At 71.9% G+C, this 15,025-nt stretch carries 14 protein-coding genes; 6 read left to right on the top strand and 8 right to left on the bottom strand.

The window, feature by feature from the left end; translation table 11 throughout:
- Positions 1–28: 28 nt before the first annotated feature.
- Positions 29–1,057, bottom strand: a complete 1,029-nt coding sequence (gene fbaA / locus PD653B2_RS19730) for a class II fructose-bisphosphate aldolase (protein WP_085874124.1) — start codon at positions 1,055–1,057, stop codon at positions 29–31.
- Between the two features lie 151 nt (positions 1,058–1,208).
- On the bottom strand, positions 1,209–1,847 hold the full coding sequence (locus tag PD653B2_RS19725) for a TrmH family RNA methyltransferase (protein WP_085874218.1): 639 nt from the start codon (positions 1,845–1,847) through the stop codon (positions 1,209–1,211).
- Between the two features lie 110 nt (positions 1,848–1,957).
- Here PD653B2_RS19725 and PD653B2_RS19720 point away from each other — a divergent pair, with 110 nt between their 5' ends.
- Positions 1,958–2,701 (top strand): DedA family protein, encoded by a 744-nt coding sequence (locus tag PD653B2_RS19720; protein ID WP_242665357.1) that lies wholly within the window; start codon positions 1,958–1,960, stop codon positions 2,699–2,701.
- A gap of 15 nt (positions 2,702–2,716) precedes the next feature.
- On the opposite strand, the gene pyrE is transcribed toward PD653B2_RS19720, so the two are convergent.
- The gene (pyrE, locus tag PD653B2_RS19715; protein ID WP_085874123.1) at positions 2,717–3,247 is read right to left on the bottom strand and encodes an orotate phosphoribosyltransferase; all 531 of its coding nucleotides are present in this window, start codon (positions 3,245–3,247) and stop codon (positions 2,717–2,719) included.
- Positions 3,248–3,280: 33 nt separating this feature from the next.
- Between pyrE and PD653B2_RS19710 the strand changes: the two genes are divergently transcribed.
- Positions 3,281–4,435 (top strand): pyridoxal phosphate-dependent aminotransferase, encoded by a 1,155-nt coding sequence (locus PD653B2_RS19710; RefSeq protein ID WP_085874122.1) that lies wholly within the window; start codon positions 3,281–3,283, stop codon positions 4,433–4,435.
- On the opposite strand, the gene PD653B2_RS19705 is transcribed toward PD653B2_RS19710, so the two are convergent.
- From PD653B2_RS19705 to PD653B2_RS19685, 5 genes are all read right to left on the bottom strand, one after another.
- On the bottom strand, positions 4,386–5,399 hold the full coding sequence (locus PD653B2_RS19705; RefSeq protein ID WP_133058995.1) for a hypothetical protein: 1,014 nt from the start codon (positions 5,397–5,399) through the stop codon (positions 4,386–4,388). The genes PD653B2_RS19710 and PD653B2_RS19705 overlap by 50 nt on opposite strands.
- A 13-nt stretch (positions 5,400–5,412) precedes the next feature.
- Positions 5,413–8,016 (bottom strand): ATP-dependent chaperone ClpB, encoded by a 2,604-nt coding sequence (gene clpB, locus PD653B2_RS19700; RefSeq protein ID WP_085874120.1) that lies wholly within the window; start codon positions 8,014–8,016, stop codon positions 5,413–5,415.
- A gap of 127 nt (positions 8,017–8,143) precedes the next feature.
- Entirely contained in the window at positions 8,144–9,619 is a 1,476-nt protein-coding gene (locus tag PD653B2_RS19695; protein ID WP_085874119.1) for an amidohydrolase family protein, read from the bottom strand.
- A gap of 31 nt (positions 9,620–9,650) precedes the next feature.
- Positions 9,651–10,013, bottom strand: coding sequence for a hypothetical protein (locus tag PD653B2_RS19690; protein ID WP_085874118.1), 363 nt, complete (start codon positions 10,011–10,013; stop codon positions 9,651–9,653).
- Entirely contained in the window at positions 10,010–10,870 is an 861-nt protein-coding gene (locus PD653B2_RS19685; RefSeq protein WP_085874117.1) for an extradiol ring-cleavage dioxygenase, read from the bottom strand. The genes PD653B2_RS19690 and PD653B2_RS19685 overlap by 4 nt, the downstream gene beginning before the upstream one ends.
- Before the next feature lie 183 nt (positions 10,871–11,053).
- Here PD653B2_RS19685 and PD653B2_RS19680 point away from each other — a divergent pair, with 183 nt between their 5' ends.
- From PD653B2_RS19680 to PD653B2_RS19665, 4 genes are all read left to right on the top strand, one after another.
- A complete protein-coding gene (locus PD653B2_RS19680; protein WP_085874116.1) occupies positions 11,054–11,857 on the top strand; it encodes an IclR family transcriptional regulator domain-containing protein in 804 nt (267 codons plus the stop codon).
- Between the two features lie 76 nt (positions 11,858–11,933).
- Positions 11,934–13,100: a CaiB/BaiF CoA transferase family protein gene (locus PD653B2_RS19675; protein ID WP_085874115.1), complete on the top strand. Its 1,167-nt coding sequence runs from the start codon at positions 11,934–11,936 to the stop codon at positions 13,098–13,100.
- A complete protein-coding gene (locus PD653B2_RS19670) occupies positions 13,097–13,909 on the top strand; it encodes a citryl-CoA lyase (protein ID WP_085874114.1) in 813 nt (270 codons plus the stop codon). Before PD653B2_RS19675 ends, PD653B2_RS19670 begins: the two co-directional genes overlap by 4 nt.
- The gene (locus PD653B2_RS19665; RefSeq protein WP_085874113.1) at positions 13,906–14,895 is read left to right on the top strand and encodes a quinone oxidoreductase family protein; all 990 of its coding nucleotides are present in this window, start codon (positions 13,906–13,908) and stop codon (positions 14,893–14,895) included. Before PD653B2_RS19670 ends, PD653B2_RS19665 begins: the two co-directional genes overlap by 4 nt.
- Positions 14,896–15,025 lie beyond the last annotated feature (130 nt).

Here is a 15,025-nt window from a genome sequence, read left to right as displayed (position 1 = left end):
GGGACCCCGGCAGCGCGACGAACCGGTGTCAGACAGCCTTGCCGGCCGAGCGGAGGTTCTCGCAGGCCTCGACGATGCGGGCGGCCATGCCGGCCTCGCCGGCCTTGCCCCAGGCGCGCGGGTCGTACTGCTTCTTGTTGCCGACCTCGCCGTCGACCTTCAGCACTCCGTCGTAGTGGGTGAACATGTGGGCGGCGACCGGGCGGGTGAAGGCGTACTGGGTGTCGGTGTCGACGTTCATCTTCACGACGCCGTAGTCGACCGCCGCGCCGATCTCCTCGGCCGACGAGCCGGAGCCGCCGTGGAAGACCAGGTCGAACGGCTTCGAGCCGGCCGGCAGCCCGAGCTTGGCGGCGACCGCCTCCTGGGCGGCCTGGAGGATCTCCGGGCGCAGCTTGACGTTGCCGGGCTTGTAGACGCCGTGCACGTTGCCGAAGGTCAGCGCGGTCATGTAGCGGCCCTTCTCGCCGGCGCCGAGCGCCTCGATGGTCGCGAGCGCGTCCTCGGGCGTCGTGTACAGCTGCTCGTTGATCTCGTTGGCGACGCCGTCCTCCTCACCACCGACGACGCCGATCTCGACCTCGAGGATGATGTGCGCGGCCGCGGCCTTGGCCAGCAGCTCCTGGGCGATCTGCAGGTTCTCGTCGAGGGGGACGGCGGACCCGTCCCACATGTGCGACTGGAAGAGCGGCGCCTCGCCCCGGGCGACGCGCTCCGCGGAGATCGCGAGCAGCGGCCGGACGAAGCCGTCCAGCTTGTCCTTGGGGCAGTGGTCGGTGTGCAGGGCGACGTTGACGGGGTAGTTCTTGGCGACCTCGGCGGCGTACGCCGCGAAGGCGACCGACCCGGCGACCATGTCCTTCACCGACGGGCCGGAGAGGTACTCCGCACCGCCCGTGGAGACCTGGATGATGCCGTCGGAGCCGGCGTCGGCGAAGCCCTTGAGGGCGGCGTTCAGGGTCTGCGAGGACGACACGTTGATGGCCGGGAACGCGAACGCGTTGGCCTTCGCGGTGTCGAGCATCTCGGCGTACTTCTCGGGGGTGGCGATCGGCATGCGGGGCTCCTCAGGAGGACTTCGACGGCGATTCCACCCTAGTGGTCGCCACCGGGGGCTCGCCGGGCGTCCCGCACGCCGGGCACGCAGCCGGTGAGCTCCCCGCCGCAGCCACGGGCGGTCACCCGCGAGCAGTGCCGGCGGCCGGACCCTAGCCGCGCCAGGCGTCGTCGCCCGAGAGGTCGGCGTACTCCCGGATCCAGGCGTGCATCGCGATCGCGGCGGCGGCCGAGGCGTTGATCGACCGCGTCGAGCCGAACTGCGCGATCGAGAACGTCCCGTCACAGGCCTCACGGGCACTCGCGGACAGGCCCGGCCCCTCCTGGCCGAAGAGGAAGCAGACCCGGCGCGGGAGGGTCGTGGTCTCGAGGTGCAGCGAGCCGGGCAGGTTGTCGATGCCGAGCAGCACGACGTCCTGCTCGTGGAGGTGGGCCGCCAGGTCGGCGACGGTCGCGTGGTGCCGGACGTGCTGGTAGCGGTCGGTGACCATCGCGCCGCGCTTGTTCCACCGCTTGTTGCCGACGATGTGCACCTCGGCGGCCAGGAACGCGTTGGCGCTGCGCACGATCGTCCCGATGTTGAAGTCGTGCTGCCAGTTCTCGATCGCGACGTGGAAGTCGTGCCGGCGCAGGTCGAGGTCGGCGACGATCGCGTCCATCGACCAGTACCGGTAGCGGTCGACCACGTTGCGCCGGTCACCCTCGGCGAGCAGCTGCTCGTCGTACTGCTCACCCGTCGGCCACGGGCCCACCCACGGCCCCACCCCCACCTCCGGTGGACCGTGCGGCATCGGGTCGTACGGCGCGCGCGGCTCGTCCTCCACGTGTTCGGCGTCCGGCACGCCGGCAACGGTAGGGGATAGGTCCCACGCCGTCAGGGGGTGGCGGGTACCGTTGCGGCGTGATCACAGTCCTCCCTGGGCAGCTCTTGCTGCTCGGCATGGACTGGATGGACCCCCAGCAGCTCCTCGACTGGTTCGGTCCATGGTTCTTCTGGGCCAGCGTGCTCATCGTCTTCATCGAGTGCGGTCTGTTCTTCCCGTTCCTGCCGGGCGACACGCTGCTGTTCGCGATGGGTCTCTTCATCGCGACCGACCGGGTCGAGATCGTCCCCGGACACCACTCGATCGACCTGGTCGTCGCGTTGGCGCTCTTCAGCTGCTTCGCGTTCCTCGGCAACGTCGTGGGCTACGAGATAGGCCGCAAGATCGGGCCACCGCTCTACCAGCGCGACGGGCGGCTGCTCAAGAAGAAGTACTTCGACCAGACCCAGGCGTTCTTCGACAAGCACGGCAACAAGGCCCTGGTGATCGGCCGGTTCGTGCCGTTCGTGCGCACCTTCATCACCGTCGTGGCCGGCGTGACCCGGATGGACCGACGCCGCTTCCTCGTCTGGAGCGCGATCGGCGCCGTCCTGTGGGTCCTCTCGATCACCCTGCTCGGCTACTTCCTGGGCACGACGGTCCCCTGGCTGGCCGACAACATCGACTACGTGACGCTGGCGATCCTGGCCTTCACCGTCGTGCCGTTCGGCATCGAGTGGCTCCGGCACCGACACCACCGCCACGACCCCAAGCAGGTCTCGGAGAAGCCGAACGACCCGCTGGTGAACGTCCCGGCCACCGACGCCGGTCCGGACGCCTAGGTCGGGCGCGCCCCGTCAGCCGGCGCTTCGTGCGGCGTCGAGCTGCGCCTTGGTGAGGACCGGCCGCACCTCGAGGCCGACGTCGGCGAGCGGGTTCTGGCCCTCCGGGCTGCGGTCGATCGCACAGACGACGACGTCGACGATCGCGCCGGCCTCGCGCAGCGCGTTCGTGGCGTCGCGCACCGCCCCGCCGGTCGTGATCACGTCCTCGATGAGGGTCACCCGCCGCCCGGCGACGTCCGGGCCCTCGGCGAGCTTGCAGGTGCCGTACTCCTTGGCCTTCTTGCGCACGAAGAGACCGGGGCGCCCGGTCAGGCTGCTGACCATCGTGGCGATCGGCACGCCGCCGAGCTCGAGCCCGCCGAGCAGGTCGGTGTCGCCGGGGAGCAGCCCGACCATCTCCCGCGCGACCCGCAGCAGCAGCCCGGGGTCAGCCTCGAAGAGGTACTTGTCGAAGTACTCGGTGGCCTGCTGACCGGAGCGGAGTGTGAACTCCCCGGTCAGTCGGCAGATCGCGTCGATGTCGGCAGCCAGCGTCTCGTCCACAGCGCCGACCCTATCGAGGCTAGCCTCGGGCGCATGCTCGCCTCCCGCCTCCAGGGCATCCCACCCACGATCTTCTCGGAGATGTCGGCCCTCGCCGTCCGGACGCAGTCGGTCAACCTCGGCCAGGGCTTCCCCGACGTCGACGGACCGCCGGACGTGATCGCCCGCGCGGTGGCCGCGCTCGAGTCCGGGCTCAACCAGTACGCGCCCGGACCCGGCGTGCCTGCGCTGCGCCAGGCGGTCGCCCGCCACCAGCAGCGCCACTACGGGCTCGACCTGGACCCGGACTCCGAGGTCGTCGTGACCACCGGCTGCACCGAGGGCATCGCGGCGGCGCTGCTGGGCCTGGTGGACCCCGGCGACGAGGTCGTCGTCCTCGAGCCCTACTACGACTCCTACACCGCGATGATCCAGATGGCCGGCGGCGTCCGCCGCCCGGTCACCCTGCGCGGCCCCGACTTCCGCCTCGACGTCGACGAGCTGCGCGCGGCCGTCACGCCGCGTGCCCGCTTCCTGCTGCTGAACTCGCCCCACAACCCGACCGGCACCGTGCTCACCCGCGCGGAGCTGCAGGCCGTCGCCGACGTCGCGATCGAGCACGACCTGGTGGTGATCACCGACGAGGTCTACGAGCACCTCGTGTACGACGGTCACGAGCACGTCCCGCTGGCGACGCTGCCCGGGATGTTCGAGCGCACCCTGTCGCTCTCCAGTGTCGGCAAGTCCTACTCGTTCACCGGCTGGAAGGTCGGCTGGGCCACCGGGCCCGCAGCGCTGGTCGGCGCCGTCCTGGCCGCCAAGCAGTGGCTCACCTTCACCTCGGGGTCACCGCTCCAGCCGGCGGTCGCCTTCGCCCTCGACGAGGAGCCGGACTTCCCGTCCCGGCTGGCGGCCGACCTGCAGCAGCGCCGCGACCTGCTCTGCTCCGGACTGGCGGCGGTCGGGCTCGACGTGCGCGTCCCGGAGGGCACCTACTTCGCGACCACCGACATCGGCCGTCTCGGGTGGAAGGACGGGCTGTCGTTCTGCCTGGCCCTTCCCGAGCGGGCCGGCGTCGTCGCGATCCCCACCCAGGGCTTCCACGACTCCGACGCGGGCGACCAGCTCGTCCGCTGGGCCTTCTGCAAGCAGCCCGACGTCATCGAGGACGGTCTGCGCCGCCTGGCTGCTGCCGACCTGTCGGCGTAGTCCGGTCGAACCAGGGCCGGGCGTCGGCGCGCACCAGCAGCGCGACGGTGGCCACGCCGGCGACGAGCGGGAAGACCAGCAGGAAGGCGCCGAGCACCGAGCCGAGCAGGCTCAGGCCGATGCAGGCCGACGCCGAGACGATCAGCACGATCCGGGCCCACCCGACGCGGCGCCAGACGAGCACGGCGACCACGATCGCGGCCAGGCACCAGAGCACGATGAGCCCGGCCATCACGTACGTCGCCGCCACGAGGAGGCCGTCGGTGACGCCCTGCTCGCGGAGGTCGGGGTTCTGCCGGTGCACCTCGTCGAGCAGCAGGTCCTGGTCGACGGCGATCGCGATCGCGCTGACGGTCATCGCCACAGCGGTCAGGGCGCCGAAGACCCAGGTGAGCACGCAGGCCCAGACCACGGCCCCGGGGCGCGCGAGCGGCGCGCTCACGGGCGGGGCCGGCCAGGCCGCGGCCGGCACCCCAGGCACCGGTGCGGACGTCGAGGGCGGCGCCACGGACCGGGTCGACGCCGGAGCCGGCCGGTTCACGCCGTTGAACCAGTCCCGTGAAGGCTGGAGCCAGAGCATCGCGGCCGAGGCGGCCACCACCGACGAGACGAACCCGCCGGTGACCATGCCGGTGAGGAAGAGGGGGACGGCGAGCAGGGTCAGCGCGAACCGGGCGCTGCGGCTGCGCCGGAGCACCTGGTAGCCCAGGATGGCGGCGGCCGTCGCACACCCGGCCGCGACCATGGACAGCGTGCGCAGCAGGCTGATCACGCCCTTCACGCCGACGCCCAGGTCGTCGCCCGGCGGCTCCGCGAGGAACTTCTCGATCGACTCGCGGGTCTCCATGGTGTGCAGCCCGGCGATCCGGTCGAAGACCATCGCGACCACCACCACCGAGCCGACCATGATCATCCACGCGGCCAGGGTCACCTGGCGCGGACGGGTGGGGGACGGCTCGTTCACGCCGCCCATTTCATCACGCGGCGGTCAGCTCCAACCCGTCGCCGTCCGGCGACCGGTCCACGGTGACCCGTCCACCGTCGACGACGTCGCCCCCGATCAGCATCTTCGCCAGCGGGTCGCCGATCGCGCTCTGGATCAGGCGGCGCAGCGGGCGGGCGCCGTACGCCGGGTCGTAGCCGGTCTCGGAGAGCCACGTCTTGGCGGCGTCGGTCACCTCGATCGAGATCCGGCGCACGGCCAGCCGCTTCTCCAGCAGCCCGAGCTGCAGCTCGACGATGTGGCTCAGCTCGTCCTGCGTCAGGGCGTCGAAGAGCACGATCTCGTCGAGCCGGTTGAGGAACTCCGGCTTGAACGACGCGCGCACCGTCGCCAGCACCGACTCGCGCTTCTCGGCGGCGTCGAGCGTCGGGTCGACCAGGTAGGCCGAGCCGAGGTTGCTGGTCAGGATCAGCAGCGTGTTGCGGAAGTCGACCGTGCGACCCTGCCCGTCGGTGAGCCGGCCGTCGTCGAGCACCTGCAGCAGGATGTCGAAGACCTCCGGGTGCGCCTTCTCGACCTCGTCGAGCAGCACGACCGAGTAGGGCCGGCGGCGCACCGCCTCGGTGAGCTGGCCGCCCTCGTCGTAACCGACGTAGCCCGGAGGGGCGCCGACCAGCCGCGCGACCGAGTGCTTCTCGGAGTACTCGCTCATGTCGATGCGGACGATCGCCCGCTCGTCGTCGAAGAGGAAGTCCGCGAGCGACTTCGCGAGCTCGGTCTTGCCGGTGCCGGTCGGGCCGAGGAAGAGGAACGAGCCGGTGGGCCGGTTCGGGTCGCTGATGCCCGCACGCGAGCGGCGTACGGCGTCGCTGACGGCGGTCACGGCCTCGCGCTGACCGATCAGCCGCTGGCCGATGACCTCCTCCATCCGGAGCAGCTTGGCGGTCTCGCCCTCGAGCATCCGCCCGGTGGGGATCCCGGTCCAGGCTTCGACGACCTCGGCGATCTGCTCGGGGCCGACCTGCTCGCCGACCAGCGGCTCGAGGGTCGAGGTCTCGGCGTCGACGGACGCGGCGAGCGACTTCTCGAGCTGCGGGATCTGGACGTAGAGGATCTCGGAGGCCTGGCGCAGGTTCTCCTCGCCGCCGTCGCGCATCAGCTTCTCGGCCTGCACGCGCACGGAGTCGAGGCGACGGCGCAGCTCGCCCTCGTCCTCGAGCGAGGACTTCTCCTTCTCCCAGCGGGCCTCGAGCGCGCGCAGCTCCTCCTCGCGGTCGGCGAGGTCGGCGCGCAGGTGCTCGAGCCGGTCCTTGGAGGCGTCGTCGCTCTCCTTCTCGAGGGCGAACTCCTCCATCTTCAGGCGCTCGACCGAGCGCCGGAGCTGGTCGATCTCCTCGGGCGACGACTCGATCTCCATGCGCAGCCGCGACGCGGCCTCGTCGATCAGGTCGATCGCCTTGTCGGGGAGCTGACGCCCGGTGATGTAGCGGTCCGAGAGGGTCGCGGCGGCGACCAGCGCGGCGTCGGTGATCCGGACGCCGTGGTGGGCCTCGTACTTCTCCTGGATGCCGCGCAGGATCTGCACGGTGTCCTCGACGCTGGGCTCGCCGACGAAGACCTGCTGGAAGCGGCGCTCCAGGGCCGGGTCCTTCTCGATCCGCTCGCGGTACTCGTCGAGCGTGGTCGCACCGATCATGTGCAGCTCGCCCCGGGCGAGCATCGGCTTGAGCATGTTGCCGGCGTCCATCGCGGAGTCGCCACCGGCGCCCGCGCCGACGACCGTGTGCAGCTCGTCGATGAACGTGATGATCTGCCCGCCGGCGTCCTTGATCTCCTCGAGGACGGCCTTGAGCCGTTCCTCGAACTCGCCGCGGTACTTCGCGCCCGCGACCATCGCGGCCAGGTCGAGGCTGAGCACCCGGCGACCCTTGAGGGAGTCGGGCACGTCGCCGGCGACCACGCGCTGGGCCAGGCCCTCGACGACCGCGGTCTTGCCGACGCCGGGCTCGCCGATGAGCACCGGGTTGTTCTTCGTACGACGCGACAGCACCTGCACGACCCGGCGGATCTCGGCGTCGCGGCCGATGACCGGGTCGAGCCGGCCCTCCTCCGCGGCCTGGGTGAGGTCGAGGGAGTACTTCTCGAGCGCTTCGTACGTCGACTCGGCGTCCTGGCTGGTGACCCGGCGGTTGCCGCGCACGGCGGTCAGCCCGTCGCGCAGCCCGGCCTCGGTCAGGCCGGCGTCGGTGAGCAGCCTCTGGGCCGGGCTCTCGGTGCCGGCGATCGCGATCAGCAGGTGCTCGGTCGCGACGTAGTCGTCCTTCATGCCGGCGGCGAGGTCGAGCGCACCGGCGAGCACCCGGGTCAGCGCCGCGGAGGCGGCGGGCTGCTGGACGGTGGCGCCGCTCGCGGTCGGCAGCGCGGCCATCGCGGCCTCGGCCTTCGCGGTCAGGGCGGCGGCGTCGACGCCGGCCTTGGCGACCAGGTTGCGGGCCGTGCCCTCCTCCTGGCGCAGCAGCGCGACGAGGAGGTGCAACGGCTCCGTGTGGGTGTTGCCCGCCGTGGTCGCGGCGAGCTGGGCAGCCTCGATCGCCTCACGACTGCGGGTCGTGAACTTCTCGGCTCCGAACTGACTCATGGGCGTTCTCCTGCAAGCAACTCAGACCTGTCGACGGCACCCAGTGTGCTCGTCATGATGAGAACGCCGGCAAAGTTGAGTCTGTTCCACTCAACTTCGAGATATTTCGGCCGTCGGCCGCCGCGACTCAGGCCCGGTCGTAGGGGCCCTGCTGGGGCTGGTGCCGGTCGTCGCTGCCCGTGAAGTCCGTGTACGTGTACGGGTTGGGGACCCGCTCGGTCGCCGGCAGCTCGGGGTGCATCCCCTCCTCCCACGCCGTCTCCCCCATGGTGCTGCGCGCGAAGTCCACGGTCTCGCCGACGGCGCTCTTGGCGGCCGCGAGGTCGTCGCCGACCAGGGCGCCCTCGTGCTTCACGACCCGGCCGTCCACGAGCACCGTGTGCACGTCGCCGCGCCCCGCCTGGTAGACCACGGTGCCGTAGGGGTGCAGCAGGGGGAACAGCGCCGGGGAGGCGTCGTTCTTGATGAGCACCAGGTCGGCCTTCTTGCCCGGCGTGACCGACCCCACCAGGTGGTCCAGGCCGAGCGCCTGGGCGCCGCCGAGCGTGGCCCAGCGCACGACCTCCTCGGCGCGCAGCGCGTTGCCCACCACCGTCTCCTCCTGGCTGTGGGCGGCCAGGTGCTCGCGGGAGCGGTCGGCCGAGAGCGTCGCCCGCATCGCCGAGAAGAGGTCGGCGCTCCACCACACGCTGGTGTCCATCGACAGGGAGACCGGGATGCCGTGCTTGCGCAGGTTCCAGGTGGGCGGGTAGCCCTGCCCGGCGCTCTGCTCGCTCTCCGTGGAGACCGAGACGGTGCCGCCCGACGCCGCGATCCGGTGGTAGCTGTCGGTCGACAGGCTGGCCGCGTGCACGTAGGTGACGTCGGGACCCATGAACCCGTGGTCGGACATCAGCCGGATGCTGTCGTCGTTGGTGGCACCCCACACGCCGGCGTGCGTGGTCACCCGCAGGCCGAGCTCGCGGGCCGCCTCGAACGCCGCCCGCTCCGGGAACTCGGGGTCGGCGGTGACGTCGAAGGCCAGCTGCAGCCCGAGCATGTCCGAGCGCGGGAAGCGGTCGACGAACGCGCGGAAGTCGGGGTCGTGCGTCCACTCCCAGGGCGCGCCGAGGAGGTTGCCGTACGCCAGGACGAACCGCCCCGGCGAGCTCTGGAGGGCGTCGAGCGCGGCCTCGCCGTGCTCGACCGTCTGCAGCCCGTGGGACCAGTCGACGGTCGTGGTGACGCCTGCGTCGACGGCCTCGACCGCGGAGAGCAGGTTGCCGGCCCGGATGTCCTGGGGGCGGAACATCGGCCCGTGCGTGAGGTAGTAGAAGACGAAGTACTGCGAGAGCGTCCAGTCGGCGCCGTACCCGCGCAGCGCGGTCTGCCACATGTGCCGGTGCGTGTCGATCATGCCGGGCATCACGATCCCGTCGGACGCGTCGACCTCGAGGGTCCCGTCCGGCACCTCGAGCCGCGGTCCGACCGCGACGATGGTGTCGCCCTGTACGAGCACGTCTCCGTCGCGCACGATGCCGGCGTCGTCCATGGTGAGGACGGTCGCGCCGCGGAAGACCGCGGGCCGTCCGCCGTTGACCTGCTCGATCTCGTCGGGGTTCATCGGGTCTCCTCGGGGTGGGGTCCGGCGGGGCTCACGTGGTGATGTCCGGGTAGGGCAGCGACATGTGGCTGAGCTTGTGGGCGTAGTCGAGCTGCATGGCGAGCGGCTCGTCGTGGTCGCGCTCGAACATGGCGATCCACAACGTGAGGGTCAGGAACGGGTGGGCGCCCATCTCGAAGAGCGCCACATGGTCGTGCCCGGCCAGGGCCCGGCGCTCCTCGTCGGTGAACTCGAGCCAGGTGGTCGCCTCGCCGGCGATGCAGTTGAGCAGCAGGTTGGCCTGCTCCTGCTCCCACCAGGCCACCGTGCCGGCCGGGTCCTCGCGGTAGCGCTCGACGAGCTCGGGGTCGCGGTCGACGGTGAAGAGGAACTTGTTGACGAGGTACTTGCTCACGCTTCGACTCCGTCCGGGTACCAGGTGAAGTAGGCCTCCATGGTGTGGAACAGGTCGAGGTGGTCGGCGTAGTCGGCCTTCCGGTGCCCGGCGATGCCCATCATCAGCATGAAGTCCATGAAGCCGTGGGTGGCGTTGCCCGGCGCGTGCAGGCTGTCGAGGGTGACGTTGGCCAGGCAGCCGTCGATGTCACCGTTCGCGATCCACTCGACGGCCTTGGCGTCGAACTCGGGGTCGGGCCCGTGGGCGCCGAACTGGCGCGGGCCGCCGAGCTCGAGCGAGAGGTGGCCGGTGCCGATCACGGCGACCCGGAGGTCACTGGGCCAGGCGTCGATGATCTCGCGGATCGTCTGCCCCAGCTTGACGAAGCGCTCGGGGCGCGGCAGCGGTGGCGCGAAGATGTTGGTGTAGATCGGCACCACCGGCAGGTCGTTCTGCGGACGCACGGTGATGATCGGGCAGGTGATCGAGTGGTCCACCCGCAGCTCGTTGCTGAACGCGAGGTCGAACTCGCGGTCGATCCCCTCGCGCAGGATGTACGACGAGAGCTCCTCGTGGCCCTTGAGCAGCAGCCGCGGCAGCCCGAACTCGCGCTCCTCGTTGTAGTAGTTGGCGTCGTAGAACGGCGCCTTCCCGACGAGGAACTGCGGCATGTTGTCGAGCCAGAGCTGGTGGAAGTGGTCGGAGCCGACCATCACCAAGACGTCGGGGCGGGCCCGGGTCAGGGTCTCCCGGTAGGCCTCGACCTTGCGCACCCACTCGGCCGCGAACGGCGGCGCCTCCTCGGGAGCGAGCCGGCTGGTCTTGTAGAAGAACGGGTGATGGGTGGTCGCCAGGATCGCCACCAGCTTCGCCACGCGTACACCTCCGGGGTCAGGGCGCCACGCACATTCGCGGACATCGGTCCGTATCGTGGCTGGCTTCAAACATTGCCGTGTGGTCGCGGTCACTGTCAAGGGTCCGTCGACCAGCCGGTGGATCCGCCCGGTCGGGTGTCCGTTGTGGCACGATCGGGGCGCACCCACCCGAGAGGAGCCGGCATGGCGGGACGTGGCACGGGTCCGGACTTCGTCGAGGCCCTGGCCCGCGGGATCGACGTCCTCTGCTGCTTCGAGGCGCACCGCGGCTCGATGAGCCTCAGCGAGGTCGCCGCCGAGACCGGGCTCGCCCGGCCCACGGCGCGGCGCCTGCTGCTGACGCTGGCCGAGCTCGGCTACGTGCGGGCCACGGCCGACGGCTTCGAGCTGACCGCCCGGGTGCTGCGCCTGGGCATGTCGTACGTCGGGTCGCTCGGGCTGTGGGACGTGGCCCGGCCGCACCTCGAGGCGCTGGTCGCGCAGACCCACGAGTCGTCGTCGATGGCGCAGCTCGACGGCTCCGACATCGTCTACGTCGCCCGGGTGGCGGTGCCCAAGATCATCGCGCTGCGCGTCGACATCGGCACCCGCTTCCCCGCGTCCGTCACCTCCCAGGGCAAGGTGCTGCTCGCCGGCCTCGACGACGACGGGGTCCGGGCGGCGCTCGCGGAGCCGACCCGTTCGGGGCTGGTCGTCGCAGCCCCCGCGGTCGAGGAGGTGCTCGACGAGCTGCGCGTCGTCCGGGCGCGCGGGTGGGCGGTCGCAGACGAGGAGCTGGCCCGCGGCGTGCGCTCGATCGCCGTCCCGGTGCGCGACGCCACCGGCACCGTCCGGGCCGCGATGAACGTCACCGTGCACGCCGCCGAGACGAGCCTCGAGACGCTCACCGGACACCACCTTCCCCTGCTGCTGCGCGCCGCCGGCGAGGTGTCGGCCGACTGGGCGCTGTGGCAGTCGAGGCCGCACGCCGACGCCCCGGTCACCTGACGGCGCCTTGACAGCGGCGCCGGGCCACGGTCAGATTGACGGACAGATGTCCGCCTAGTGGTCACAGGAGTAGTAGATGACGGAGACCGGCACCTCGCCGACGCCCGACGGCCCCCTGGCGGGCCTGGTCGTCGCCGACTTCTCGCGGGTGCTGGCCGGGCCCTACGCGACCATGCTGCTGGCCGACCTGGGCGCCGAGGTGGTCAAGGTCGAGAGCCCCGCCGGTGACGACACCCGCCACTGGGTCCCGCCGCGCCGGGGCGACACCGGCACCTACTACCTCGCCGTCAACCGCAACAAGCGCTCGATCGCGCTCGACCTCAAGGACGCGGACGACCTCGAGGTCGCCCGCGCCCTCGCCGCCCGCGCGGACGTCTTCATCCACAACTTCAAGCCGGGCGGCCTGGACCGGTTCGGTCTCGGCTACGACGGGGTGCGGGCGCTCAACGAGCGGGTCGTCTACTGCTCGATCAGCGGCTTCGGCGCCGAGGGCGGCGCCTCGCTGCCGGGCTACGACCTGCTGGTGCAGGGCATGTCCGGGCTGATGAGCCTGACCGGCGGGCCCGACGGTCCGCCGTACCGGGCCGGCATCTCGGTCTTCGACGTGATGACCGGGCTGCAGTCGGTGATCGGCATCCTGGCCGCGCTGCGGCACCGCGACGCCACCGGCGAGGGCCAGCACGTGGAGACCAACCTGCTCTCGACCGCGATGTCGACGCTGGTCAACCAGACCTCGGCGTACGTCGCGGGCGGGGTCGTGCCGCAGCGGATGGGCAACGCCCACCTGAGCCTCTTCCCCTACGAGCCGCTCGCCACCGGCGACGGCGACCTGATCGTGGTGGCCGGCAACGACGGCCAGTTCCGCAAGCTGGCCGCGGCGATCGGCGCACCCGAGCTGGCCGACGACCCGCGCTTCGCGACCGTCGGGGAGCGCAACGAGCACCGCGAGGAGCTGCGCCCGCTGCTGCTCGAGCGGCTCGCCGAGCGCAGCGCGCAGGAATGGTTCGAGACGCTCTCGGAGGCGGGCATCCCGTGTGGACCGATCAACGACGTGCGCGGCGGCGTCGAGCTGGCCGAGCGGCTCGGGCTCGACCCGGTCGTGGAGGTGGGCGGCGTGCCCACCATCCGCAACCCGATCCGCTTCAGCGCCAGCCCGGCCCGTTACGACCTGCCCCCGCCCGGCCTCGACGAGCACGGCGCCGAGGTGCGCGCCTGGCTCGGCATCCCGAAGGAGAACGCATGACCACCCCGTCGTCGCCGACGCCGCAGTTCCCCACCTCCCTGGGCACCTCGGAGGGCACCACCATCACGCTGCTCGGCCAGGACCTGGCCGCCGACCTGATGGGCACGGTGTCCTTCGGCGAGCTCGCCTACTGGTTGCTGACGCTGGAGAAGCCCACCCCGCAGCAGTCCCGCCTCTTCGAGGCGGTCCTGATCGGGCTGGCCGACCACGGCTTCACGCCGACCGCGATCGCCGCGCGCCTGACCTACCTCAGCGCCCCGGACGCGATCCAGGGCGCGCTGGCCGCCGGCCTGCTGGGCGGCGGCTCCCGCTTCCTCGGCGTCACCGAGGACACCGGTCGCTTCCTGGCCGGGGTGCTCGCCGGCCTGGCCGGGCTGCCCACCGACGAGGCCGGCTGGGACGAGGTCGGTCTCGCCGCCGTACGACGGCAGCGCGAGGCGGGGAAGTTCGTCCCGGGCCTGGGCCACCCGGTCCACAAGGACGGCGACCCGCGGACCCCGCGGCTGGTGCAGATCGCCCACGAGGAAGGGCTCTACGGCCCGCACCTCGCGCTCTTCGAGGCCATCGGCCGCACCCACCACGAGGTGCTCGGCAAGACGCTGCCGCTCAACGGCGCCGGTGTCAGCGGGGCCGCGCTGGCCGACCTCGGGCTGCCACTGGAGCTGCTGCGCGGCACGGTGCTGCTGGCCCGGTGCGCCGGGCTGCTCGGTCACATCGCCGAGGAGATCCGCCGCCCGATCGCCAACGACATCTACATGACGGTCGACCGCAACGCGGTCTACGTCGACCCGTCGGACTCCCCGGAGTGAGCAACCAGGTGCGCGGCGTCCACGTCACCCGGCACGGCGCCGCTCCCGAGCTCGTCCGCACCACGGCCCCGGTCGCCGGGCCGGGCACCGCCGTGGTCGCGACCACCGCCGCCCCGATCACCCCGCTCGACGTGCTGTGCGCGAGCGGCACGTCGTACTTCGGCGAGCCGGCGCTCCCCTACGTGCCGGGGGTCCAGGGCGTCGGGACCGTGGTCAGCTCGCCGGAGCACGCGCCGGGGACCCGCGTGTGGTTCCCGACCTCGGCCGGCATGGCCCCGGGCGACGGCAGCCTGGCCGAGCGGGTGCTGGTCGCCGACGCCGACCTGGTGCCGCTGGCCGCGGACGTGCCTGACACCGTGGTCGCCGCCCTCGGGCTCTCCGCGGTCGCCGCCTGGATGTCCCTCACCTGGCGCGGCCGCCTGGTCGCGGGCGAGACCGTCCTCGTGCTCGGCGCCGGCGGCGTCGTCGGGCAGGTCGCGGTGCAGGCCGCGCGGCTCCTCGGCGCCGGCAGCGTCCACGCCGTCTGCCGCTCCGACCGCGCCGCCCGGACCGCGTCGGCCGCGGGCGCCGACTCCGTCACCCGGCTGCGCGACGACGACGCCGACGAGCTCGCCGCCCGCATCCGCCGCTCGGTCGGCGGGAGCGTCGACCTGGTCATCGACCCGCTCTGCGGCATCCCCGGCACCGCCGCCGCCCTCTGCCTGGCCCCGCACGGGCGCCTGGTCAACCTGGGCAGCTCGGCCGGCGCGACCGCGACGTACTCGTCGGCGACGCTGCGCGGCGGCAGCCAGAGCATCCTCGGCTACACCAACAACGCGCTCACCCCGGACCTGCGCAGGGGCGCCCTCGACGCCCTCCTGGACCACGCAGCCGCCGGCGATCTGTCGGTCGAGCACGACGTCGTCCCCCTCGACGGCCTGCCGGCCGCCTGGCAGTCCCAGGCCGACGGCACCAACGAGCGGCGCTACGTCGTCAGCTTCGCCTGACCTGGTATCTCGCAACGCAGCAGGTGAGATCCCGTTTCACTGTCGAGGCGTTCGGGCTCGACTCGGATGTGGCGTCGCGCGGGCGACCTACCGCCCAGAATGACGCGGCGTCGAGCAGAAGTACGAGCAC

The organism is Nocardioides sp. PD653-B2 (genome assembly GCF_002117935.1).
In the GTDB taxonomy this organism is placed as follows: Bacteria; Actinomycetota; Actinomycetes; order Propionibacteriales; family Nocardioidaceae; genus Nocardioides.
The sequence above is the reverse complement of the archived record's forward strand: the minus strand, read 5'-3'. Positions and strand labels throughout refer to the sequence as shown.